This is a genomic window from Paenibacillus sp. FSL R7-0302 (assembly GCF_038006885.1).
Classification (GTDB): domain Bacteria; phylum Bacillota; class Bacilli; order Paenibacillales; family Paenibacillaceae; genus Paenibacillus_AQ.
Window position 1 is genome coordinate 1,581,205 of the sequence record NZ_JBBOWB010000001.1, and the last position, 24,181, is coordinate 1,605,385.

The 24,181-nt window shown below is 54.3% G+C and carries 17 protein-coding genes; 14 read left to right on the forward strand and 3 right to left on the reverse strand.

Annotated features, from left to right (window positions below; all coding sequences use genetic code 11):
* The first annotated feature begins 84 nt into the window (after positions 1-84).
* The 4 genes from MKY96_RS06610 (at position 85) to MKY96_RS06625 (ending at position 7,112) form a co-directional block, all read left to right on the forward strand.
* Positions 85-1,680, forward strand: a complete 1,596-nt coding sequence (locus MKY96_RS06610; RefSeq protein ID WP_445671473.1) for an extracellular solute-binding protein — start codon at positions 85-87, stop codon at positions 1,678-1,680.
* A gap of 86 nt (positions 1,681-1,766) precedes the next feature.
* Positions 1,767-2,675, forward strand: a complete 909-nt coding sequence (locus MKY96_RS06615; RefSeq protein ID WP_340939340.1) for an ABC transporter permease — start codon at positions 1,767-1,769, stop codon at positions 2,673-2,675.
* 13 nt (positions 2,676-2,688) lie between these two features.
* Positions 2,689-3,567, forward strand: a complete 879-nt coding sequence (locus tag MKY96_RS06620; protein ID WP_036698597.1) for a carbohydrate ABC transporter permease — start codon at positions 2,689-2,691, stop codon at positions 3,565-3,567.
* 56 nt (positions 3,568-3,623) lie between these two features.
* Positions 3,624-7,112 carry a glycoside hydrolase family 2 TIM barrel-domain containing protein gene (locus MKY96_RS06625; RefSeq protein WP_340939342.1) on the forward strand — a complete coding sequence of 1,163 codons (3,489 nt, stop codon included), beginning with the start codon at positions 3,624-3,626 and terminating at the stop codon, positions 7,110-7,112.
* Between the two features lie 177 nt (positions 7,113-7,289).
* Here the strand turns inward: MKY96_RS06625 and MKY96_RS06630 are convergent, their stop codons facing one another.
* Both MKY96_RS06630 and MKY96_RS06635 read right to left on the reverse strand, forming a co-directional pair.
* Positions 7,290-8,615 (reverse strand): sugar phosphate nucleotidyltransferase, encoded by a 1,326-nt coding sequence (locus tag MKY96_RS06630; RefSeq protein ID WP_340944479.1) that lies wholly within the window; start codon positions 8,613-8,615, stop codon positions 7,290-7,292.
* Between the two features lie 16 nt (positions 8,616-8,631).
* The gene (locus MKY96_RS06635) at positions 8,632-9,447 is read right to left on the reverse strand and encodes a DUF6492 family protein (RefSeq protein WP_445671474.1); all 816 of its coding nucleotides are present in this window, start codon (positions 9,445-9,447) and stop codon (positions 8,632-8,634) included.
* Positions 9,448-9,664: 217 nt separating this feature from the next.
* Here MKY96_RS06635 and MKY96_RS06640 point away from each other — a divergent pair, with 217 nt between their 5' ends.
* From MKY96_RS06640 to MKY96_RS06665, 6 genes are all read left to right on the forward strand, one after another.
* Entirely contained in the window at positions 9,665-10,420 is a 756-nt protein-coding gene (locus tag MKY96_RS06640) for a YheC/YheD family protein (RefSeq protein ID WP_340939345.1), read from the forward strand.
* A 391-nt stretch (positions 10,421-10,811) separates the two neighbouring features.
* Positions 10,812-11,831 carry a LacI family DNA-binding transcriptional regulator gene (locus MKY96_RS06645; protein WP_036698589.1) on the forward strand — a complete coding sequence of 340 codons (1,020 nt, stop codon included), beginning with the start codon at positions 10,812-10,814 and terminating at the stop codon, positions 11,829-11,831.
* A gap of 125 nt (positions 11,832-11,956) precedes the next feature.
* Positions 11,957-12,952 carry an ABC transporter permease gene (locus MKY96_RS06650; RefSeq protein ID WP_340939349.1) on the forward strand — a complete coding sequence of 332 codons (996 nt, stop codon included), beginning with the start codon at positions 11,957-11,959 and terminating at the stop codon, positions 12,950-12,952.
* A gap of 13 nt (positions 12,953-12,965) precedes the next feature.
* A complete protein-coding gene (locus MKY96_RS06655; protein ID WP_340939351.1) occupies positions 12,966-13,853 on the forward strand; it encodes a carbohydrate ABC transporter permease in 888 nt (295 codons plus the stop codon).
* A 33-nt stretch (positions 13,854-13,886) separates the two neighbouring features.
* Positions 13,887-15,527, forward strand: a complete 1,641-nt coding sequence (locus tag MKY96_RS06660; protein ID WP_340939353.1) for a sugar ABC transporter substrate-binding protein — start codon at positions 13,887-13,889, stop codon at positions 15,525-15,527.
* Positions 15,528-15,588: 61 nt separating this feature from the next.
* Entirely contained in the window at positions 15,589-16,935 is a 1,347-nt protein-coding gene (locus MKY96_RS06665) for a glycoside hydrolase family 30 protein (protein WP_340939354.1), read from the forward strand.
* A gap of 150 nt (positions 16,936-17,085) precedes the next feature.
* Here the strand turns inward: MKY96_RS06665 and MKY96_RS06670 are convergent, their stop codons facing one another.
* On the reverse strand, positions 17,086-18,093 hold the full coding sequence (locus tag MKY96_RS06670; protein WP_340939355.1) for an ABC transporter substrate-binding protein: 1,008 nt from the start codon (positions 18,091-18,093) through the stop codon (positions 17,086-17,088).
* A gap of 249 nt (positions 18,094-18,342) precedes the next feature.
* On the opposite strand from MKY96_RS06670, the gene MKY96_RS06675 reads away from it, so the two are divergent.
* From MKY96_RS06675 to MKY96_RS06690, 4 genes are all read left to right on the forward strand, one after another.
* Positions 18,343-18,858, forward strand: a complete 516-nt coding sequence (locus tag MKY96_RS06675) for a hypothetical protein (RefSeq protein ID WP_340939356.1) — start codon at positions 18,343-18,345, stop codon at positions 18,856-18,858.
* A 186-nt stretch (positions 18,859-19,044) separates the two neighbouring features.
* On the forward strand, positions 19,045-20,085 hold the full coding sequence (locus MKY96_RS06680; RefSeq protein WP_340939358.1) for a LacI family DNA-binding transcriptional regulator: 1,041 nt from the start codon (positions 19,045-19,047) through the stop codon (positions 20,083-20,085).
* Between the two features lie 166 nt (positions 20,086-20,251).
* Positions 20,252-20,674, forward strand: coding sequence for a hypothetical protein (locus MKY96_RS06685; protein WP_340939359.1), 423 nt, complete (start codon positions 20,252-20,254; stop codon positions 20,672-20,674).
* A 249-nt stretch (positions 20,675-20,923) separates the two neighbouring features.
* Positions 20,924-24,163, forward strand: a complete 3,240-nt coding sequence (locus MKY96_RS06690; protein ID WP_340939360.1) for an alpha-mannosidase — start codon at positions 20,924-20,926, stop codon at positions 24,161-24,163.
* The last annotated feature ends 18 nt before the right edge of the window (positions 24,164-24,181 follow it).

Genomic DNA, 24,181 nt, shown 5'->3' on the forward strand with positions numbered 1-24,181 from the left:
ACAAGATTCAGCATACATTGTAGAGGCATTAAGTCGTCAACTACACAAATTACGGAGGTCATACTAGTGATCAAATTATCTGGAATGAAAAGGCTTCACAAACCGCTCGCCGTTTTGTTAGGTTTCACCATGCTGGCTGCCGGCTGCACTAGTTCCAAGAATGCAAATGATGAGAGTGTCCCTAACAACCCTGCCGGGAACGGCCCGGCTTCCAAGGAAGCCGCAGCAGCTTTTGCTTATCCGATGAAAGGCGGAATAGAGCTGACCTATATGAATGAACAGCTGGGAGGCACACCGGAGCGGCTGCCGGTCGATGACGAATATGAGAAACGTACAGGCATCGCCATCAAGCAGCTGGGCGGAACCCCTATGACCGATCAGAAATTCAGTCTGCTGCTGGCATCGGGCGATCTGCCGGATATCTTCCTCAATACCTGGCTGCAATATCCTGGCGGTCCCGATAAAGCCGTTGAGCAGGGGTATATTCTGAAGCTCAATGACCTTATGGATCAATACGCGCCGAATCTGAAGAGAACGCTTCAGGAGAATCCGGATATAGACAAAATGATTAAAACGGATGACGGCACTTATTACGCCTTCCCGTTCATCCGCTCGGAGATCGGACGGGTCTACGGCGGGCCGATTATCCGCAAGGATTGGCTCGATGAACTGAAGCTCAGTGTCCCGGAGACGATTGACGAATGGCACACCGTACTGACTGCTTTTAAAGAGAAGAAAAAGGCGGCCTCCCCTGTAACCTTCCGCACGATGTTCCTGGGAGAACGGACCGGCGGATTCGCCGGAGCCTTCGGTGTGATGGGGAACTTCTACGTCAACGACGGCAAAGTAGTCTACGGCTATCTGGAGCCTGGCTATAAGGAATATCTGAAAACGATGAGCCAGTGGTACAAAGAAGGCCTGATCGATAAGGATTTCGCTTCGATTGATTCAGCTACAGTGGATAAGAAAATGACTTCTAATGTCAGCGGAGCAACAATCGGCTGGCAGTATTATATTGAAAAATATAATTCAGCCGTACAGGAAACAGATCCGAAGGCCGACTTCGTGGCCGCCCCATACCCGGCTGCCGTCAAAGGCGGGCTTCCGGAGTTTGGACAGCTGGATAATGCCTATGCGGGGACAAGCTCGGCGGCGATCTCAGCGACAACCAAGAATGTCGAGGCTGCGATGCGCTGGCTGGATTACGCTTTTACCGAAGAAGGCAAAATGCTCAATACCTATGGGGTTGAAGGCATTACCTACACGCTCAAAGACGGAAAGCCCGTCTATACCGATCTTGTGGTGAAGAACTCGGATGGCCTCGGCAGCGACCAGGTAATGGGCAAATATTCTCATGGCACCAACTTCCCGATGATTCAGCAGGACAATAATCTGCCGGCAAAATATCCGGCAACGACCGAATCCATCGGCATCTGGAAACAAACCAATCACGAGAGCCACCTGCTTCCTCCGGTCACACCGACTGCCGAAGAAGCAGATGAAATGAGCAGCATTATGAACGACATTAACGCTTTTGTGAAAGAGGCCGAGCTCAAGATCATCCTGGGCACCGATTCCGTAGACAATTACGATAAATATGTGCAGCAGATGAAGGATCTCGGTATCGAACGCGCACTGGAAATTCAACAAGCGGCGTATGAACGTTATCTGAACCGTTAATTTGGGCGGGCAGGGGCTGCAACACAGATAACAGGTACCGGCAGCCCGGCCTAAGACCATGTAGTTGCAGCAAAGGAGAGAGGAATATGCTTAAAACCAGACTGGGGAAAGACATCCTGCGTAATAAATGGCTGTATCTGATGGTGCTGCCTGTCATCCTATATTATGTATTGTTTCACTATGTTCCGCTCTACGGGACCATTATCGCCTTTAAGCAATTCGTCCCTTCCCAAGGGATCTGGGGCAGCGAATGGGTCGGATTCAAGCATTTTGAAGCTTTTTTCTCCAGTATCTACTTCTTCCGTGTCATTAAGAACACTGTTCTGCTAAGCTTCTTCAATCTGCTGATCGGCTTCCCGGCACCCATTATTCTGGCCTTGCTGCTGAATGAATTGAAAAGCCCGCTTTTCCGCCGGATCACGCAAACGATTACATATATGCCGCATTTTATAACACTTGTGGTGGTAGCAGGAATCGTGCGTTATTTCACTTTATCGGATGGTTTGATCAACGATGTTATTGCCTTTTTTGGCGGGGCCCGGATTTCGTTCCTGCAACAGCCTGAATTTTTCCGCCCCATTTATATCATCAGTGAGATCTGGCAGCAGATCGGCTGGGGCACAATCATCTATCTGGCAGCCATTACTGGCATTGACCAGCAGCAGTATGAGGCTGCCAAAATTGACGGAGCCACCAAGGTACAGCAGATCCGCCACGTTACCCTGCCCGGTATTCTGCCGACGATTATGATTATGCTGATTCTGGCACTCGGAAATATTATGAATGTCGGATTTGAGAAAATCATTCTGTTATACAGCGCCAGTATTTATGAGACGGCTGATGTCATATCCACTTTTGTATACCGGAAAGGGATTCTGGAATTCAGCTACAGCTACAGTGCAGCGGTAGGCCTGTTCAACTCCGTCATCAATTTCACCATTCTGCTGCTCGCCAACTCATTCAGTAAACGCGCAAGTAAGAACAGTCTCTGGTAAGGAGTGCACACCTATGATTAAAGCGTCGCTCGGCGAACGTGTCTTCGATATTTGCAATTCTATTATTATGGTTCTAATGATTATTCTTACACTCTATCCTATGCTATATATCTTGTTCTCCTCCTTAAGCAATGGGAACCGGCTGGTCTCCTTCAACGGCATTCTGCTGTGGCCGCAAGGCTTCTCGCTGGCAGCTTACAAGGCGGTGCTGAACAACCCCGTGATTCTGACCGGCTTCAAGAATACGCTGTTCATCCTGGCGGTAGGGCTTGTCATTAACATGACGCTTACTGCCCTGGGAGCCTATTTCCTGTCCAGAGAAGGGGTTATGCTGCAAAAGCCGATTATGTTCTTCATCGTATTCACGATGTTCTTCCAGGGAGGACTGGTGCCATTCTACCTGATCGTGAAATCCTATGGCCTGCTCGACAGCTTGTGGGCGTTGATTCTGCCAACGGCGGTGAGTACGTTCAACTTAATCATCATGCGCACTTATTTCATGGCGATACCGAAGGAGCTGGAGGAGTCCGCCTTCCTGGACGGTGCAGGCCATTTCACCATTCTGTTCCGTATCTTCATTCCGCTGTCCATGCCGGTGGTTGCGGTGCTGATTCTGTATTACGGTGTAGGCCACTGGAACAGCTGGTTCAACGCCATGCTTTTCCTGCGCGACCAGAGCCTGTTCCCGATCCAGCTCGTGGTCCGAAACATCATTCTTGAGAATGATAATGCCAGCATGCTGGGGACTACAACACTGCTCCATAGCCGTGATGTGACCGAAACGCTGAAATATGCGGCAATCATCGTGAGCACAGCGCCGATCCTGCTGCTGTATCCGTTCCTGCAGAAGTATTTCGTCAAGGGCGTAATGGTTGGGGCATTGAAGGGATGAGGGATGAAGTCAATCAGGAAGCTTAGCTATGGTGAGGATAAGGAGGAAGTATAGCCATGAGTCTAAAAAGGAAACTCAGCAAAGGTTGGCAATTCAGCAAGCAGCCGCTTCATTCGGAGCTTGCCAAGGTGGCCGCAGGTGCGGACTGGATAGCTGTTACGCTGCCGCATGATTGGCTGATCTATGATACCCGCAACCTCTACGAGAATGGAGAGGGCTGGTACCGCACCCGCCTCCGGTTCGATGCAGTGCCGGTGAATGAGCTTGTGTTCCTGCGTTTCGAGGGAGTGTATATGAACTCGACACTATATGTGAACGGACAGGTAGCGGGTGAGTGGAAATATGGCTACTCTACCTTTGAATTCGAGATAACTCCGCACCTGGTCGCCGGAGAGAATGAAATCTATATGCGTGTAATCCACGAATCACCCAATTCCCGCTGGTACTCCGGTGCCGGAATTTACCGGCCCGTCTGGCTAAAGACGGTGCCGAAGACGCATATCGCCACTGACGGGCTGTATATTGCAGCCAGGACAACGGAAGGTCAGGCCTGGACTGTAGATGTGGATGCTGAGCTGCATATCGCTGAAGCAGCGGGCGCGGGGACGAAGCTGAAGCTGCGGCATAGCATTCTGGATGCAGCAGGAGCCTTAGTTGCAGGGCAAGTTACTGAGGTGACGGTGCAGGGTGAATTAACCGTACATACCCACAGCCGCCTGACTGTTGACCGGCCCTTGCTATGGGATATTTCCAGTCCCCATCTCTACAGTCTGCAAACCGAACTGCTGGCTGAGGATGAGGTGATTGAAGCGGAGAGGGAGAGGTTCGGCTTCCGGACCCTGGAGCTGGACAGTGACGAGGGCTTCTTCCTCAACGGCCGTCATGTCAAAATATACGGAGTCTGCCAGCATCATGACCTGGGCGCTCTGGGGGCTGCTGTGAACAGAGCGGCGCTGCGCCGCCAGCTCGTCCTGCTGCAGGCGATGGGAGTCAACGCCATCCGTACCGCGCATAATATGCCGGCGGTAGAGCTTATGGAGCTGGCCGATGAAATGGGGCTGCTGATCGTGTCTGAAGCCTTCGATATGTGGGAGCGCAGCAAAACGCCTTATGACTATGCACGGTTCTATCCGCAGTGGTGGAGGCGCGATATCGCCAGCTGGGTGCGGCGGGACCGCAACCGTCCAAGTCTGCTCATGTGGAGTATCGGCAATGAGATATACGATACCCATGCAGACAGCCGCGGCCAGGAGCTCACCCGGGAGCTGCAGGAGGAAGTGCTAATTCATGATCCGCGGGGCAATGCCTTCGTTACCATCGGCTCAAACTATATGCCTTGGGAGAATGCGCAGAAATGCGCTGATATCGTCAAGGTTGCAGGCTACAACTATGCGGAGAAATATTATGAGCAGCATCACAAGCAGCATCCCGACTGGATCATCTACGGCAGTGAGACCTGCTCGACAGTGCAGAGCCGGGGAGTCTATCATTTCCCGCTGGCTCAATCTGTGCTTGCCGATGATGATCAGCAGTGCTCATCGCTAGGCAACAGTTCTACCAGCTGGGGCGCTAAAAGCACGGAGGCCTGTATCACCGCCGACCGGGATGCCTCCTTCTCGCTGGGACAGTTTCTGTGGACGGGCTTTGATTATATCGGGGAGCCTACCCCTTATCACACCAAGAACTCATATTTCGGACAGCTGGATACCGCCGGTTTCCCTAAGGATTCCTATTATATCTATCAGGCGGAATGGACAGATTACCGTACGCATCCGATGATTCATATCTTCCCGTACTGGGATTTCTCGCAGGGTCAGCTGATAGATGTGCGTGTCTGCTCGAACGCTCCGCGCATTGAACTGTTCTTGAATGAAGTCTCGCAGGGCAGCGTGGATATCGACCATGCCCATGGACACAAGCTGCTTGGCGAATGGCAGCTGCCTTATGCGGACGGTGTCCTGCGGGCAGCGGCTTATGATGAGAAGGGGGAGGTCGTTGCTGTAGAGCAAATCTCCTCGTTCGGAGATGCGGCTTCGCTTGTCCTTGCTCCCGACAAGCAGGTAATTACAGCAGACGGTACGGACCTTATCTTCGTAACGATCAGCACTCTGGATCAGGAGGGACGGCCGGTAGCGAATGCCAATAACCGCGTTCACCTCAGTATGGAGGGTCCCGGACGATTGATCGGTCTGGATAACGGGGACAGCACGGACTATGATTCCTACCAGGGCGTAAGCCGCCGCCTGTTCAGCGGCAAGCTGCTGGCAGTGATTGCCGGCACACTGGAGGCCGGAACGATTACGCTGCGTGCGGCTTCGGCAGATCTGGCTCCGGCTGAGCTTACGCTGCAATCGGTGCTTCCGGCAGCGGGGACGACAACTGAAGATGAGCTGTATCTGTATGCGCATTATCCGCTGGAGGCAGATGTGTCCTCCGGTCATCCGGAGAGCGGCAGGGCTGGGGAGATCCCGGTCCGCAAGCTGGAGATCATCTGCCCCGGGGGGAATACTCTGACGCCTGATCGCCCGTCGCTTCCAGTCCGTGTTAAGCTTCATCCTCAGGGGGCCACCTGGCAGGATGTCGAGTGGCGGATTACGAATGCCGCCGGAATTGATGCCAATATCGCCACCCTTGAGACGAGCGGCCATGAAGCCGTAATCACGGCCTTAGGTGACGGAGAGGTATACATCCGCTGCGGGACAGCCAATGGCGCTGACGGGATTCGGCTCTATTCGCAGATGGAATTCAAGCTTACGGGTTTCGGGCAGGCTTATCTGAATCCCTATGAGTTTGTTTCAGCAGGATTTAACAGCACCCACAGCCTGAATCTGACCAACGGCAATGAACGGGGGGTGGCTACCGCCCGCGAAGGGGAGAGCCTGATCTGCTTCGAACGAATCGACTTCGGCGGATATGGGGCCGATGAGATTATTCTGCCGATCTTCTCGCTGGATGATCAGGAATTTCCGATAGAGATATGGGAAGGCGTGCCCGGGCAGCCCGGTGCCCGGAGGCTCACAACCGTGACTTACCAGAAGCCTTCCCGCTGGAATGTCTACCAGGAGGAACGGTATACGCTGCCCAGACGGCTGACGGGGATTACCTCGCTGTCCTTCGTTCTGCGCAAGAAGATTCATTTGAAGGGCTTCACGTTTGTCAGCAAGACCAAGGCGTTCGAGCGTCTGGATGCACTGGCCAACACTGCGGTCTACGGCGATACCTTCACCATAACGGAGGAGGCCGTCGAGGGCATCGGCAACAATGTGTCGCTTATATTTGCCGGAATGGACTTCGGCGCAGCGGAATGCTCGCGGCTCCTCATCTGTGGACGCTCAGCGCTTGCGAACAATACAATGCAAATTCTGTTCAGCGGTCCTGCCGGTGAATCGAAGCAGCTGATTGAATTTGCCGGAAGCGCCAGCTATATGGAGCGTGAATTCACGCTGGAGCCGCCGGTAAGCGGCAGCCAGACCGTCACCTTCCTGTTCCTGCCGGGCAGCCGGTTTGACTTCAAGTGGTTCCGGTTCCTGCCGCCGTTCGCCTAGAATCTGTGCCATCCGGCTGTCCGCCGGCAGATTGTCTAACGGCAGGCATCAGCATTCACCGCAAATAAGGGATACCGCACACAGCCGGATGGCTGGCGTTTGCGGTATCCCTTTGATGTTTGCAGTATCCCTCTTGATTGTGCCGTCGGCAGTGGAGAGGAAGTCCGCATCTTCCTATCAGCAGCTATAGACCTTCCCGTCCTCTCCTGCTTCGCTTATCCGTACCTCAATAAGCTTCATTGCGCTCCAGGCGCTGACCGTATGCTGTTGTCCTCTCGCTATGGTATAGCTTCCGCCAGCACATGCAGCTGATGTAGCTCCGTTCACCGTAACCTCTCCGTGACCGGACACAATCATCCAGGACTTGGCACAATGCTCACAGGTCATTTCAGGCAGCTCATGGCCCGGCAGCAGGGTAAGCATTGCCGTAAGGACAAGCCGGGAGCCGTCTGATTCCCGGTCTACAACGGTATAGCTGCCCCAGCCCGTTTCACCATACCTCGGCTCCGTTACTGAATTCTCCGCCAGAATATCCTTGATGGTGTTAGCGTCCTTCTTATCAGCGATCAGGATACCTTCGGGACCGGCTATGGCTACTATGCCGGAGACACCAATGACATGCAGCGGCAACTCCAGCTCGTTAATAAGGTAACTGTCTCCGCATTCTCCCCATAGCCCGCCTGCTCCAATAACCTGCGATGGCAGCCGGTCTGTCAGCGTATCCCAGCTTCCCAGGTCGGACCATTCCCCTTCATGCCTTACGACAACCGCTTTGGTGCTGCGTTCTGCCACTTCCTTGTCGAAGCTGCGGACCGGAAGCTCTGGATACTGCACGGTTAATGCTGCGAATTCCACGGGCAGCCCCAGCCTCTCCAGATGCTCCAGCAGGAAGCTCATCCGCGCAGCGAATACCCCGCAATTCCATAAGGCCTGCTCCCGCATCAGCTCCAGGGCTTTAACCTTATCCGGCTTCTCTGCAAAAGTTAATACCGGAGCATACCCGCAAGAGCTCTCCAGTGACGGAACGATATAGCCGTATTGCTCTGAGGGATACGAAGGCCTTGTTCCAAGCAGGAGGAGTTCGGCCTCAGAATCGGCCAGAAGTGCCTCAAATTGATGGAACTGGCGGAAGAAATCATCATCCGCGAACATGTCGGCCGGAGCGATACAGAGGATGTCCTCCGGCTGTGCCTTTCCAGCGGCAAGCAAATGCAGCGCGCCTAACGCGGCAGCAGTGAAGGTGCCGCGCTTGCAAGGCTCACCGGTCACCGGATATTTACTCCCGGTATACCGCTGTATGAGGGCTATCTGCTCCTGATGGGCCACGAGCAACAGGGATTCATCCAGTCCGGCCTGACCGAGCTGACGGCATACCCGCCCGATCATGGATTCTGTGCCCCCGCCCGGTGCGGGCAGCAGCGGCAGGAACATCTTGGAGCGGATGCTGCCGGACAGAGGCCACAGCCGCTGGCCGGAGCCGCCGCACAGAAGAATAGTATGCATCACGTTTCTTGCCTCCTTAAGGCTTGCCCGGAGTGGAGTATCCCTTGCGCTGATGGAAGGAGAGCGAACGGTAAGACCCGGCGTACTTCCGGATTTGCGCCTCAGTCAGCGAGCCCGCCGGGGTCTTCAGCGCTTTATTATTGGCATTCTTGAGCAGCACAGAGGTGCGGTTTGCGCTGTACACATAGTTGGCATAGGTCTCGAATTCAGAGAAGCCGAACTGCCGCTTCTTGTTGATAGAGTGCAAAATAGCCGCGTGCCAGGACATGCCGTGGCGGGCTGCAATTTTTCGTTTGAGACTGGCCAGCTTCGCGGAATCAAACAGCATGTAGTGGGTCACGAACGACTTGGGTGAAGGCGCAGGGGCACCGAGCAGCTTGCGGTAGGTGCGGAAATATTCCGGCTGGCTCCAGCTGCGGCAATAGAAGATGCTTTTCCCGCCGGAACGGAAGCGGTGGGGACGGATGAGCACCGTATCTGCATCAATGACCAGGAAATACTTCTCACGGCACACCTGATCCCCATTCATCTTGAGCAGCTGCTGATACAGCCAGCCTGACCGGTTCCAGCGGGAGGAGGAATAGCGGATCGCTTTTTTGGTGAACGGGAGGACGGTGGTTTCATTGACAAAGACGCAAGCTTTCCGGGAGCACAGCTGTCTGATTCTACGATTCTCCGGCGAGACAATATAGATATTACTGATAGAGTGCTGGACATACCGGCGAAGACTATCAATTACATAAGGGAGGGTGGCGAGATCCTTTTCGATAGCAGGAATCAGGACATCGATCGGTGGAGCACTTGAGGCCACGCTTACGGCAGCAACGGACATAGCTTCATCTCCATACATATATTGACATTTGAGCGTCTTCACTAGGGTATGCCTGCTGAGCAGCGGTTGATAGGGCCATCATCCTGAGAAAGTTAATCTTTTTGTGCGGGGCAAATGATATATTCAACTGTACCTCCACCGGCATAGGATGCAGTGAATATGTAACTTTATGTAAATTGGGAGCGGTGGCTCCCATCCCGGACAGGAGAGTGCGTAAGTGACAGCCAAAAAAGTTCAGTCAGGTCAGAGCAAATGGTATAAGACACAACTGCTGCTTAAGAACGAGACAATCAAGGTTTTTATCCCCGATACCCGGAGATTTAACAGGCGCAATCTGGAGCAGATGATACACGGCTATGGAATGATCTATATCAAGCCGGAACGGGGAACGTATGGCATGGGTGTAATCCGCGCGGAGCGGAGGGAGCGGCAGGGATATATGTATCAATATGAGGAGACCGTGCGCCGGTTCGCTACGTTTGAGGCTTTTCATCACAGTCTGGCGGCAAGAATCGGCAAGAGGAGCTATCTGCTGCAAAAAGGCATCCACCTGCTGAAGCACCACGGGCGCCGTTTCGATATCCGGGTGATGGTACAGCGCGGTCCTAAGGGAGTCTGGGAAGCTACCGGGATTATCGGGCGGCTCGGGCACCCGCGCAAAATTGTGACCAATTACCACAGCGGCGGCAAACCGACCGCAGTGGAGCATTTGCTCTCCACCCATCTGTCTGCGCAGCAGCTTGTGCAGCTTAAGGGGGAAATGAACCGCTTGGGCGTCCGCATAGCGTCACAGCTGCGGAAGACCTATCCGCACCACCGGCAGTTCGGTGTAGACATCGGACTGGACCGCGCGCTGAAGCCGTGGATTATTGAAGTGAATATGAATCCCGATCCTTATATTTTTAATCAGCTCAAGGATAAATCCATGTACCGCAGAGTCATGAGATACCGGCGTTTGGGCTTGACCAAATAATACGATATGCCAAAGGAAGGCCTGCCAGACTAAGCAAGGCTTTCCTTCGAAATATAAAAATGTATATGTTTCACCCTATGCATTATCTTTCTATTTCTCGCCGAAACGGTGCCGTCCTTTAAAGGGACGGCAAAGCCGTTTCCACTTGGCATAAGTCTGCTCCGCACCCTCACCCTGGCATAGCTAATTCCCGCTGTCTTATAGTAAAATAAGATAAAATCAAATACATAGAAGTTATTGTATGCTGAACCAGCTTATGCTTGCGTCCGGCGGGCAATAATGAGCAGAAAAGGTGGCTGGAAAAAGCTAATGAGAAAAAGTGTTGTATTTAAAGCGGTTTCATGTTACTTTAGAGTCAATAAAAACGTTTTTATCAAAAAGGAACATTGATATGGCTAAGATAACGATCAAAGATGTCGCACGGGAAGCCGGGGTCTCCATCTCCACGGTCTCCAACGCCCTGAATGATGTGGATGTGCTGAGCCCGGAGACCAAAGCCCATATTCTCAAGGTAGCCCAGCGCCTGAATTACGTGCCGAATCTGAACGGCAAGCTGCTGAAATCAGGGACCACGAAGATGCTGGGGTTCTTCACGACAAGTGTGTCCGGTCCGTACTTCTATAAGCTGGTAGAATCCATGTCCCGTCAGTGCGACCGCATGGGCTATGGCCTGAATGTATTCGTCACCAAGGACAAACAAGTCATTATGAGCAATATCCTCGGACGGCGGGTGGATGGCGTCATTATCTATGAGGAGCTGGGCATCGACGAGCAGGATATTGCCGCTATGAAGAAAGACAAGATCAAGGCGGTGTTTCTGGACCGGGTGCTGGAGGATGAAGGGATGGGCAGCATTATCTTTGATTCCTACGAATCAGGCTATGAGGCTACGAAGTATTTAATCAGCCTGGGGCATAAGCGGATTGCCTATATCTCCGGCGTGGATACGATGTTCGACAGCGTGCAGCGGAAGGAAGGCTATCTGGCGGCGCTGCGTGAATACCAGCTTCCGGTGGAGGAGGATTTTATCCTTCAGGGGTATTTTGAGGAGGACAGCACCTATAATGCCGTGAAGTCTTATCTCCGTCTGCATCCCGCGAGAGTCCCTGACGCCTTCCTGGCCGGCAATGATATCAGTGCAATGGGCTGTATTCAAGCACTCAAGAGCTACGGTTATGAAGTGCCGCAGGATGTCAGCGTGATGGGCTTCGATGATATTGATATCGCCCCTTATTATTCGCCGCCGCTTACGACGGTAAGGAATCAGATTGCAAGACAGGGCATGCTGGCGATTGATCATCTGGTCCGCATGATTCAAGACAAGGAGCAGGGCGCAGCACAGAAGCTGCAGGGCGAGCTTGTCGTAAGAGGCTCAAGTCATGTGAAGCTGGAGCGGAAGGACCGCAGATAGAGGGCAGCGGGTGAAACTGATTTTACAGGAGGGGGATTTTTTGCGCCAAAATAAAAACGTTTTTATTGCTTTGAGCAACAAATTGAGCACTAACGTGATATCTCAATGGAGAGGGGGACAAGATCATGAATAAACCATCAGCGTCTACTGCATCAGCTTCCATCCCGCCAGTGATCCCGCCGTCCGCCAAGAAGCCTGTGGGGCAGCGGATCAAAGAATTTGTAACCGATTACAAGAGGCAGTGGGAGATTCAGTCGATGGTGCTGCCGGGCATTATTTTTATGATTATTTTCTGCTACATACCGATCTACGGGCTGACGATTGCCTTCAAGAATTACACGGTCATTGATACCTTGTCCACTGCACCCTGGGTGGGGCTGGACAACTTCCGGATCATTCTGTCGGACGAATACTTCTGGGATGCGGTCGTGAATACACTGGGGATCAGCTTCCTGAAGCTGGGCATCGGATTCATCATTCCGATTATTCTCGCCATTATGATCTATGAGCTGAACATGGGCCGCTTCAAAAAATTCGTCCAGACCATCTCCTATCTGCCGCATTTCCTGTCGTGGATCGTCCTGGGCGGGATGCTGATCACCTGGTTCTCTACCTCGGGGCTGTTCAATGAGCTGCTGCTGAATCTCGGGCTGATCTCGAAGCCGTCCAATATCCTGCTGGATGCAGGCAAGTACTGGTGGATTGCCACGTTGTCCGATATCTGGAAGGAAGCCGGCTGGGGTACCATTCTGTATCTGGCGATTATGGCAAAGATTGACCCCACCTACTACGAAGCGGCCCGGATTGATGGAGCCGGCCGGCTGCGTCAGATCTGGAATATCACCCTTCCGAACATGAAGGCGATCATCAGCCTGAATCTGATTTTGACGGTAAGCGGCCTGCTCGGCTCGAATCTGGATCAGACGCTGGTCTTGATGAACTCGCAGAACCGGGAGAAAGCAGAGGTCATCAACTCTTATGTCTACCGCATGGGGATGACGCAGGGCGATTTCTCTTATGCTACGGCTGTCGGCCTCGGTGTCTCCATTGTGTCGGTAATCCTGCTGCTTATGGCCAACAAGGTCACCAGTAAATTGAACGATAATCAATCCGTGTTGTAGAGGGGGCGTTAGAGTGAATCGGAAGGTCATACGGGAAGATCTCGACAGCCGGATCTTTGATGCGGTGAATAAGGTGCTGTTGGTCTGCTTCATGGTTATTATCCTCGTTCCCCTATGGAACGTAATTATCTCCTCCCTTAGTTCGGGCAGGGCGCTGGCCGAGGGCGGATTCATCTTCTGGTCCAAAGAATTCTCGCTGGAGAATTACCGGGCGGTCTTCAATGACAGCACGATCGGTCAATCCTTCGTTGTCTCGGTCGCTAAGACGTTCATAGGGGTGATCACCCACGTATTCTTTTGCGCGATGATCGGCTACGGTCTCAGCAAAAGATACATCCGCGGCCGCAAGCTGTATGTGGCGATGGGCGTCATCACGATGTTTTTCTCCGGCGGAATGATTCCGACGTACCTGCTGATCAAATCGCTCGGGCTGCTGAACAGCTTCTGGGTGTATATTATCCCGGCATTATTCAGTTATTACGATGTGGTGATTCTGATGAACTTTTTCCGCAACGTGCCGGATTCGCTGGAGGAGTCGGCCAAGATTGACGGCGCAGGCGACTGGCATATTTTCCTCAAAATCTTCATTCCGCTGTCCATGCCCGCGATGGCCACCATCGCCCTGTTCAACGGGGTGGGACAATGGAACGACTTCATGACCACGAAGCTGTATATTACCGACCAGGCGCTCTACCCGCTGCAGATGAAGCTGTATGAGATTATTGTGCAGTCGCAGACCCAGTCCATGCAGAATATCGGAGGCTCCGTCGTCATTGAGACCACCACCAAAGGCGTTCAGCTGGCCACCATTGTCATTACCACACTGCCGATTGTTGCGATGTATCCCATTCTTCAGCGGTACTTCATCTCGGGCATGATGCTGGGAGCGGTCAAGGAGTAGAAGAGGTTCACTACATTATAGGAGGTCAAGAAGATGATCAAGATGACTAAAGTTCTCGGCAAAAAGACGCTTAAGCCTGTGCTGCTCCTGATGGCAGCTATGCTGGTGGCGGCAGGGTGCAGCTCCGGCGGCGGTTCGACTAAGGAAGTAGAGGTGTCGCTTGAAGGCCGGTATACGGTAGACCCGGAGACTCCGGCCTGGCAGCTGGATAAGAAGAGCGAGACTACGGACTTAACCTGGTATGTGAACGCAGACTGGTGGAATACGGACTTCGGCAAGGATGTAGTCACCAAGAAGATCAAAGAGGATCTGAACATCAACATCAAGTTCATTACCGGGGACGATACGAAGCTGAATACGTTCTTCGCGGGCGGCGATATGCCGGATCTGCTGACGATCTTCGACTCCAATTCCCCGGTTGTGCAAAAAGCCGCCACCTGGGCGCTTCCGCTCAATGAGCTGGCGGAGAAGTATGACCCGTATTTCAACAAGGTGGCCGCTGCCGACACGCTGAACTGGTTCCAGCTGAAGGACGGCAAAACCTACGGTTATCCGAACTATTCCAATACACAGGCGGATTATGACAGCGGCAATATTCCGGCGAAGACGGCTTTTGTCATCCGCAAGGATGTCTATGAAGCGCTGGGCAGCCCTGACTTCGGGACCCCGGAGGCCTTCCAGAAAACAATGAATGAGATTAAGAGCAAATTCCCGGATATGATTCCCTTCGGGTTCAATGCGATCGGGGAAGGGACCGGCTCGCTCGGGGATGCGCTGCAGGATTTCATCGGCGTTCCGCTGGAGACGGAGGACGGTAAGTTCTACAACCGCAATCTGGATGAGGATTATCTGACCTGGCTGCGGACGCTGAATGCGGTGTACCGGGACGGGGCGATCAGTGATGACAGCTTCGCGGATGACGGAACCGGCTTTGAGGAAAAGGTGAAATCCGGCAAATATGCTACGATGCTGCTCGACGGTACGCCTCAGCAGGGCGGCAATCTGCAGATCTTCATGAGTGCCAATCCAGGTAAGGAGTACATGGCTATTGACGGGCCGCAGAGCACTGTAGGACATCAGCCGACTCTCAATCAATCCGGGATTACCGGCTGGATGATCAATTACATCACGAAGAATTGCAAGGACCCGGCCAAAGCGATTCAAATCTTCACGTATCTGCTGAGCGAAGAAGGACAGAAGCTGATGAACTACGGGGTTGAAGGCGTGACGTATAAATCGAACCCGGACGGTACAGTTGAGCTGCTGCCGGAAGTGAAGGACCTGCAGCTGAATAATGCGGATAAGTTCAAGAAGGACTACCGGATGGGCGAATTCATGTTCTTCGGACATGACCGTCACAAAGCGCTGAGCAAGGATGCGTTCCCCGAGTCCATCAAGCAGATGCAGGAATGGGGCAAGGGCAAGCTGAAGCCGCACTTCATCCTGGAGAACATTAACCCGGATCAGGGAACGCCGGAGGCCCGCGGCCAGACGGCCATTAATACGAACTGGAACACTACGCTGGTCAGCATGATCCGTGCCAAGGACGAGGCAACCTTTGACAGCGTTCTGGCGGAGCATAAGGCCTTCCTGGACAAGAACAACTGGAGCAAGATTGTAGAGGTCCGCAGCGAGAAGATGAAGGCCAATAAAGAAAAGCTGGGCATTAAGTAGGCAAGGCGCAAGGGAGGGCCCGTTTTGGGCCCTTTTATATAAGAAGATGGAGGGATAACACATGCGGGAAATGATCATGTACCAGTCCGGCGGAGAGGACCGGCTGTTCGTGGAACAGCCTGCTGCGGCGCTGCCGCAGACTCCTGCTGGTAGAGTTACGGTCACCGTTGACATTGATGCGAGTAAGACCTATCAGGAGATGGATGGCTTCGGGGCTTCCTTCACCGACTCGGCCGCCTACCTGATCCATCAGGTGCTAAGCGCAGAGCAGCGGACGGAGGTGATGCGGAAGCTGTTCGATCCGCAGGCGGGGATCGGCTTGTCCTTCCTGCGTAATCCCATGGGCGCCTCGGATTATGCAAGAACGGTATATAGCTATAACGACCTGCCTGAAGGCGGGAGTGATCCAGAGTTGGCCGGATTCTCCATCGCCCACGATGAAGCGGACATCATTCCTCTGGTACAGGAGGCAATCAGGCTTAATCCTGAGCTGAAGCTGATGGCCTCACCCTGGAGTGCACCGGGCTGGATGAAGACCAGCGGCTCGATGATCGCCGGGCGGCTGAAGCCGGAGTATTACGGGGTGTATGCGGATTATTTTGTCCGCTATATTCAGGCCTATGCCGCTCATAGCTTACCTATCTATGCTGTCACTGTGCAGAACGAGCCGCTCTATGAGCCGCAGCATTACCCCAGTATGCTGATGCTGCCGGAGGAGCAGCGGGAGTTCATCCGGGACTATCTGAAGCCTGCGTTCAGGCAGCACGGGCTGGCCGCCAAAATCTTCTGCTATGACCATAACTGGGACCGGCCGGATTATCCGCTGTCTGTGCTGGAGGCAGCCGGGGCAGAGGTGGACGGCGTAGCCTGGCACTGGTACGGCGGCGCGGCGTCCGCGCAGTCGGAGGTGCAGGCGGCCTACCCGGATCATGAGGTCCATTTCACCGAAGGCTCCGGCGGGGAATGGATTCCCCCGTTCGAGCAGGCCTTCTCCAATGTGATGCGCACGGGAATTGAGATTCTGCGGAATCACAGCAAATCGTTCGTGCTATGGAATATGGCCTTGGATGAACTGAACGGCCCTACGGTGCCGGGCTTCGGGGAGAGCACCTGCCGTGGGGTAGTGACGGTCAACCAGCAGACCCGGGAGCTGACGTATACCCTGGACTACTATGCACTGGCACATTTCAGCAAGGTGATCCGCCCCGGAGCCTTGCGCCTGGAGTCTGCGGCGAGCCGGGAGCATCTGCGTTCGGTTGCCTTCCGCAACGCGGACGGCTCGCTAGCGGTCGTCCTGTTCAACGACGGAGAGACCCCGGAGACCGTGGCTGTGCGGCTGGAGGGGGAAGAATTATTGACCCTAGATATCGCTGCGAAGGGTGCGGTTTCTGTGAAGGTGGGCGGGTAAGCAGGAGTAGAATTATAGCTGGACGAAGACTAAGGCTGCCGGGATTTTCCCAGGCAGCCTTAGTCTTTTTTTGGGGATACGCAGTCGCGATGTACATGGACCGAATGTAATCGAAAAACCGATTACATGCGGTCAACGCGATTTTTCTAATTACTGTTTACCTTTGAAAATGCCCGCGATCTCATCCAGCAGCCTGTCCAGCGTAATCGGGTCATCGAAGTTATACTTGCTGTCGAAGGTATATACGCGGCCTTCCTTGACGGCAGGAATGGCCTTCCACAAGCCGCTGTCCATCAGCGCGCTCTGTCTTGCAGCCGTCTTGCTGCTGGTGTCGGTAAGGAGGAACATATGCTTTCCAATATACTGTGGCAGCACCTCGTCAGAGATGGTTACGAACCGTTCGCCGGCATCGACCAGCTTCTGTACGCCTTCTGCCGGTTTGAAGCCAAGCTGTCCGTACAGCGTTTCGTTCAGACCTTTGCCGCCCATAATGTACAGCTCGGAGCCGAGCACCAGCAGGGAGGTAGCTGTATCGCCTTCAGTTAGGTTGAGCTGCTTCTTCACGGAGGCAACCTTCGTCTTATAATCATTGAACCAGCGGTCCGCAGCTTCCGTGCGGCCGAACAAGTCAGCGAGTTGCCGGACACGCTCCTCCGTCGGGAAGGTGCCGTCCAGTCCCACCACCACGGTCGGCGCGATTTTACTTAATGCTTCAATCCCGGTCTCGTCCCAATCGTCGAAGATAATCAGGTCTGGGGATAAGGCCAGAATCTTCTCAGCAGAGAACGGATACCCGATGTCCTCAATCCCTTCGAGCAGATCGGGGTAAGCCACCTGAGTGCCGATGACGCTTAGCGAAGCTCCCGCAGGCTTAATCCCGAGCGCCAGCAGGTCACCCGGATTACTGCCAACATACACAATTTTCTGAGGATCGGCGGGGATTTCAACCTCCCGTTTCTTGTAATCCGTATACTTCCGTGTTGCAGCAGCTTCCGTGACAGCCGCCGGGCTGGCTTCAGGAGCTAAGGTTGGTTGATTTGTGGCGGCGGGTGTTGTGGGAGTGGACGCAGCCGTATTGTCCGGCTGGCCGCAGGAGGCCAGAATCAAGGTGAAGAGAAGCAGGGTTAACGGGAGTACTAATTTTTTGAGGCTTGGCATGTGCTATGCTCCTTTAGAAGGTATGTAGTTGAATGAAGATGATAATCATTATCATTTAACTATGATAGAGAGGAATAGCCGTGTTGTCAATCTCTAAGTTGGTCTGATCCGAGGTAATTAGGGGACAATCAGAACTCTTTTTTCATTGGAAAAAAATAACTGTAAGCCAATTTACAGCCGAAGAGAAGCACCCGCCGCTATAAAATGATAGAATAATAGTCATAGTCTTATACAGGGAGTGAATTTCTTATGAAAAAGATTGCTGCCGGCGTCATTGCCGGAGCGATACTGATGGTGGGTGCGCAGGCGCTTGGTGCTTCTGCAACACTGGTAGGAAAGGCCATTCAGGCGGAGTATACGGTAAATGTGTATGGAAAAAAGCTGGCAGATCCGGCCATTGTCATTGATGGCAAGAGCTACGCGCCCGTACGGGCGATTGGCGAATTGGCCGGGTTCAAAGTGACGGTGAAGGGCAAAACGATTAGTCTGGAGGATAAGGGGCAACCGGCGCCTCCGTTGTCCGATGAGAGAAGCTCGCTGGTTGGTCCAGTGCCGGTGACTACGCCAGATCCTGCTTTGACTGCGGCCAAGAGCAAAATTGATATTATTGACGAGAAGATTGATAGTGTGGTCACTAACATCCTGACGACCAGCAGCCTGCTGAAGACGAGTCCCGGCAATGCCGAGCTCAAGCAGAAGCTGGAGCAGTACAAGGAAGAATACGCAGACCTGCTGAAGCAAAAGGACCAGGAGCTGCAGAAATAAATAAATTGCCCCGTGCCATGAATGACGTTGAATATGGGCTGCGGGGCTTTTTGTGCGGATGGGTATGCGGATTGTGACTTGTTGAGGGGGGACTTCCCGGCTTTAGCTTGCCTTTCCGTCACCATAAGATAGCGCTATACTTTGTTTCATAACACGTGTTATACTTCCCTTGAGGTGCTGAAAAGTATGAGCAAAAAAAGAGTCACCAGCTTCGATGTAGCCAAACGGGCGGGCGTGTCGCGCAGTGTCGTCTCTGCGGTGCTGAACGATACGCCCGGCATAGGGGTTGGGGCAGATACACGTGAGGCTGTGCTGGAAGCGATCCGTGAGCTGAATTATCATGTGGACGCGGGCGCGCGCAGCATGAAGACAGGCAGAAGCATGACGCTTGCCGCATACGGGGATACGCGCCATCCGCTGTTCATCCGGCTGCTGGAAGGGATGCAGCGGGAGTGTGAGCTGGGCGGGTATCACATCCTGCTCTGTTCCCCGCGCCCCAAGGGCAATACGGGCGGCAGGGCCGAGCTGCTGGAATTGTATCACCAGCGGAAGATCGACGGCATTGTCACCCTGGACCACACCAGCTACCGGGACGAAGAATGGGCCTCCCGCGTCAGCGCTGCCGGAGTCCCCTACGTCTCCGTGGAAGGATATGCGGAAGTGCCGGGAGTATACTCGGTACTGGCTGATTATTCAGGCAGTGTGAAGACCGCACTGGATTACTTGATGCGGGAAGGCACGGCACAGCACCCGGGGCCGGTCTACGCCGAGGTGTATCATGCGCTTGACGCGGATAACTGGGCGGAGCGAAACCGCCGGGAAGCCTACACGAGCTGGTGTACATCGCGTGGGATGGAACCGGTAATTATTCGCCTGGAGGAGCATGGGGGCGCTTGGGCAGAATGCCTGCAGGGGCTGGCGGGAGATTCCGGCCAGCCGAATGCGCCGCTCCTGGTCAATTGGTCGAGCGAGATCCCGGAGCTGTACCGGACGGCCCATAAGCTGGGCCTGCGGATCGGCGAAGACCTGCGCATCATGGCAGCTGATAATACCATTCAGGGACACCGGCTCAGCCTGCCATCCTTAAGCTGCGTAGAGATCCCCTATGTGAGTATGGGGGAGGAGGCGGTACGCTGCCTGCTCGTACAGATGAGCGGTGGGAATGTAGCAGGGCAGGCCGAGAAAATCTGGCTCCCGGCCGTGTTGAGGGCAGGGGAAAGCGCGTAGCTGCTGGAGGAAGTGGAGCTAAAGTGTTAGCTGCTTAGCTGCTGGAGGTACTTGGAGATAGTCCGGTTTGTAAAATGAAATGCACCGGGTGGGCTAGATGGGCTGGATGCGGCAATTTAGAGGGATAAATCCCTCTGGTTCGGCTGGAAGTAGGCCGGAAGCTGGAATGAGAGGGATAAATGCCTTTAAGTTGGCTGAAAATGGGCTGGAAGCTGGAATGAGAGGGATAAATCCCTTTGGTTCGGTTGAAAGCAGGCTGGATGCAGAAATGAGAGGGACAAATCCCTTTGAGTTGGCTGAAAATGGGCTGGAAGCTGGAATGAGAGGGATAAATGCCTTTAAGTTGGCTGAAAGTTGGCTGGAAGCTGGAATGAGAGGGATAAATCCCTTTAAGTTGGCTGGAAATGGGCTGGAAGCTGGAAAGAGAGGGATAAATCCCTTTAAGTTGGCTGAAAGTGGGCTGGAAGCTGGAATGAGAGGGATAAATCCCTTTGAGTTGGCTGGAAATGGGCTGGAAGCTGGAAAGAGAGGGATAAATCCCTTTGAGTTGGCTGGAAATGGGCTGGATGTGCTGCTTGAGGTGAGTTAGATGAGCGAATGAGGAGCACTAGTGCACCTGAATTTCTAGAAAGTTGGCTAGATGAGCGAATGAGGAGCACTAGTGCCCCTGAATTAGCCGAAAGTGGGCTAGCTGAGTGAATGAAGAGCACTAGTGCACTTGAATTTGCCGAAATTTGGCTAGATGAGCGAATGAGGAGCACTAGTGCACCTGACCTCCGCCCGCCCACCACTTTTGCCTGCTTAATAACACGTGTTATAACGAAGGAGGAGAACGAATATGTTCTGGACAGAAGAGAAGCTTGGCGCGCGGTTGAGAGAGCTGGAAGGGTACCGGTACCGTGAGGGGATTACACTTGAGGAATGGCTGGTTACTGAGGATCAGGAGGGGGCTAATGGTGCTTATCCGCCTACACTTGACGGGGGTACGAAGCTGCGGACCGGGGAGTATTGGACCGGCTATGATGCTTATCTGTGGCTGCACCGCAAAGTAAGCGTGCCTGCGGACTGGCAGGGTAAACGTGTTGTTGGGCTGTTCGATTTCGGGCGTACCGGCGGGGGCAATAACAGCGGGTTCGAATCGCTGCTGTACCTGGACGGGAAGCCTTATCAGGGGGTGGACTCCAACCACCAGGAGGTATTTCTGGAAGACGGCGCGGCTGGCCGTGAGCTGGATTTCACCTTCCGCTTATGGTCGGGCCTGAACGGCGATGGGCAGCTGATCCCTCAGGAACACAAGATCAAGCGGGCGGAGCTGGCCTATCTGGATGAGTCCGCCGACAACCTCTATTACACCGGCCGGGCGGCGCTTGGGACAATCAAGCAGCTTCCAGACAGCCAGATTCAGAAGCATGAGCTGCTGGCTGCCTTGAACAAGGCCTTCAACCTGCTGGACTGGTCCAGACCCGGAAACTCGGCATTCTATGCTTCAGTCCAGGAAGCCGAGTCAAGCCTGCTCGCCGACCTGTCCCGGCTGGAGCAGGAGCATCCGGTGACGGTAACCACCATCGGCCATACCCACATCGATGTGGCCTGGTTATGGCGGCTGACCCACACCCGCGAGAAAGCCGCCCGCTCCTTCTCCACTGTACTGCGGCTGATGAAGGAGTTCCCGGAGTACATTTTTTTGCAGACCCAGCCTCAGCTCTATGCATACATCAAGCAGGATTACCCTGAGATCTATCAGGAGATTAAGCAGCGGGTGGAAGAGGGCCGCTGGGAAGCCGGAGGGGCGATGTGGCTGGAAGCGGACTGTAATCTGACGAGCGGCGAGTCGCTGGTGCGGCAGATTCTGTACGGGACGAAGTTTTTCCGTGAAGAGTTCGGCGTGGACTGCAAGTACTTATGGCTGCCGGATGTGTTCGGGTATAGCTGGGCGCTGCCGCAGATTCTGCGCAAGTCGGGCATTGACACCTTCATGACGACCAAGATCAGCTGGAGCCAGTACAACCGGATGCCGCATGATACGTTCCAGTGGAGAGGAATTGACGGCAGCGAGGTGCTGACCCACTTCATCACGACGCCGGAGGGCCCGGAATCGGGTGCCTGGTATTACACCTATAACGGCCTGATCGAGCCGTTCTCCGTGCAGGGGATCTGGGAACAGTACCGGGACAAGAACCTGAACCGTGAGCTGCTGCTATCCTACGGATACGGGGACGGGGGCGGCGGTGTCAACCGCGAGATGCTGGAGATGCGGCGGCGGCTGGATAGTATGCCGGGCCTTCCGCAGGTGAAGACGGGCCGGGCAGCGGAGTACTTCGAGCGTCTCCATGAGACGATAGATGCTACAGAGGAGTATGTGCATACCTGGGACGGGGAGCTATACCTGGAGTACCACCGGGGGACTTATACCAGCCAAGCCTATAATAAAAGAATGAACCGCAAGCTGGAGCTGCTCTACCGCGAAGCGGAATGGCTGCAGATGCTCTGGGCGGCGGAAAGCGGCGGATTCGAGCAGTATCCTGCGGACTCGCTTCTGGAAGGCTGGCAGACTATTCTGCGCAACCAGTTCCACGATATTATTCCCGGCTCCTCCATTCATGAGGTGTACCAGGATTCCCGCGTAGAATATGCCGAAGCGGAGCAGCTTGGCCTGGCCGCGCGGGAGGCTGCGGCGGCAGGGCTTGTCGGCCTGACGTCTGCGGGTTCGCCAGCAACGCATGCCGGTCTCCCTGCGGAGTCTGCCGGGGGTTCACCTGCGCCGCAAGCCGGGCTCTCTCCGGCGGAAGTCCCGCTGCGCACAGAATATACACTGTTTAACAGCGCCTTCTTCACCGCGCCCCGGCTGGCAACCGTGTCTCACGATGCAGAAAACGCCATCTGGACGGATGCCGAGGGCAAACGGCTGATTGCACAGCGCTCCGGCGGGCAGTGGCTGGTGCAGACAGCGGCGGTCCCGGCGATGGGCAGTACAGTGATTGTTGCCGCTCAGCTTGACGGTTCAGAAGCCGCTCAGCCAGAACCCTCCGTTCCCTTCCGCTGGCAGGATTCCATACTGACTACTCCTTATTATATTCTGGAGTGGAATGCGGAAGGACAGCTTAGCCGGATCTTCGACCGCAGCGCAGAACGCGAGGTGCTGGCACCGGGTGAATGCGGCAATGTGCTTCAGGTCTTCGAGGATAAGCCGAAGATGTTTGATGCCTGGGATATCGATCTGTACTATCAGGAGAAGATGCGGATCATCAGCGATCTGCGCTCCGTCAAGCTGACCGAAAGCGGCCCGCTTCAGGCGGTGCTGGAATTCGCCTGGAGTTATATGGATTCCACCATTGTCCAGAAGGTCAAGGTCTATGCCGGAAGCGCGCGGATTGATTTCGAGACCTATGTTGACTGGCATGAGCAGCACCAGCTACTGAAGGCGGCTTTCCCTGTGGCTGTGCGTGCTACAGAAGCGACCTATGATATCCAGTTCGGTAACGTGAAGCGGCCAACCCACTGGAATACAAGCTGGGATTATGCACGGTTTGAGAGCGTGGGTCATCAGTGGGCGGATCTGTCGGAGCGGGGCTACGGGGTCAGCCTGCTGAATGACTGTAAATACGGCTATGACATTAAGGATCATACGATGCGGCTGTCGCTGATCAAATCGGCGACCAGCCCCGACCGGCTGGCGGATCAGGGAGAGCATAACTTTACGTATTCGCTGCTTCCGCATGAAGGGGATTGGGTGGCTGCGGGTACGGTGCAGGAAGCATGGGCGCTGAACCAGCCGCTGCTGGCCGTCGAAGGAGCCTACGCCGCCGGAGCCGGCAAATCCTTGATCACCTGCGATGCCCCGAACATTGCCATCGATGCCGTGAAGCTGGCCGAAGACGGCAGCGGCTGTATCGTCCGGCTGCATGAGTTCACCGGAACACGCTGCACGGCGGATGTCAGCAGCGATTATGCCGTCTCCTCCTGGCAGCTGCGCGATCTGATGGAGCGGCCGCTGGAGACTGAGACGGTGGACGGACCTGCGATCCGGCTTGATTTCAAGCCTTATGAGATCCACACAGTTCATTTGACTTTTGCCTGATGCGAGGGTTGAAACAGG

Coding starts and splice junctions, on each gene's coding strand:
- MKY96_RS06610 (WP_445671473.1), top strand. CDS start 85: ATGAAAAGGCTTCACAAACCGCTCGCCGTTTTGTTAGGTTTCACCATG.
- MKY96_RS06615 (WP_340939340.1), top strand. CDS start 1,767: ATGCTTAAAACCAGACTGGGGAAAGACATCCTGCGTAATAAATGGCTG.
- MKY96_RS06620 (WP_036698597.1), top strand. CDS start 2,689: ATGATTAAAGCGTCGCTCGGCGAACGTGTCTTCGATATTTGCAATTCT.
- MKY96_RS06625 (WP_340939342.1), top strand. CDS start 3,624: ATGAGTCTAAAAAGGAAACTCAGCAAAGGTTGGCAATTCAGCAAGCAG.
- MKY96_RS06630 (WP_340944479.1), bottom strand. CDS start 8,615: ATGCATACTATTCTTCTGTGCGGCGGCTCCGGCCAGCGGCTGTGGCCT.
- MKY96_RS06635 (WP_445671474.1), bottom strand. CDS start 9,447: ATGTCCGTTGCTGCCGTAAGCGTGGCCTCAAGTGCTCCACCGATCGAT.
- MKY96_RS06645 (WP_036698589.1), top strand. CDS start 10,812: ATGGCTAAGATAACGATCAAAGATGTCGCACGGGAAGCCGGGGTCTCC.
- MKY96_RS06650 (WP_340939349.1), top strand. CDS start 11,957: ATGAATAAACCATCAGCGTCTACTGCATCAGCTTCCATCCCGCCAGTG.
- MKY96_RS06660 (WP_340939353.1), top strand. CDS start 13,887: ATGATCAAGATGACTAAAGTTCTCGGCAAAAAGACGCTTAAGCCTGTG.
- MKY96_RS06665 (WP_340939354.1), top strand. CDS start 15,589: ATGCGGGAAATGATCATGTACCAGTCCGGCGGAGAGGACCGGCTGTTC.
- MKY96_RS06670 (WP_340939355.1), bottom strand. CDS start 18,093: ATGCCAAGCCTCAAAAAATTAGTACTCCCGTTAACCCTGCTTCTCTTC.
- MKY96_RS06675 (WP_340939356.1), top strand. CDS start 18,343: ATGAAAAAGATTGCTGCCGGCGTCATTGCCGGAGCGATACTGATGGTG.
- MKY96_RS06680 (WP_340939358.1), top strand. CDS start 19,045: ATGAGCAAAAAAAGAGTCACCAGCTTCGATGTAGCCAAACGGGCGGGC.
- MKY96_RS06685 (WP_340939359.1), top strand. CDS start 20,252: ATGAGAGGGATAAATGCCTTTAAGTTGGCTGAAAATGGGCTGGAAGCT.
- MKY96_RS06690 (WP_340939360.1), top strand. CDS start 20,924: ATGTTCTGGACAGAAGAGAAGCTTGGCGCGCGGTTGAGAGAGCTGGAA.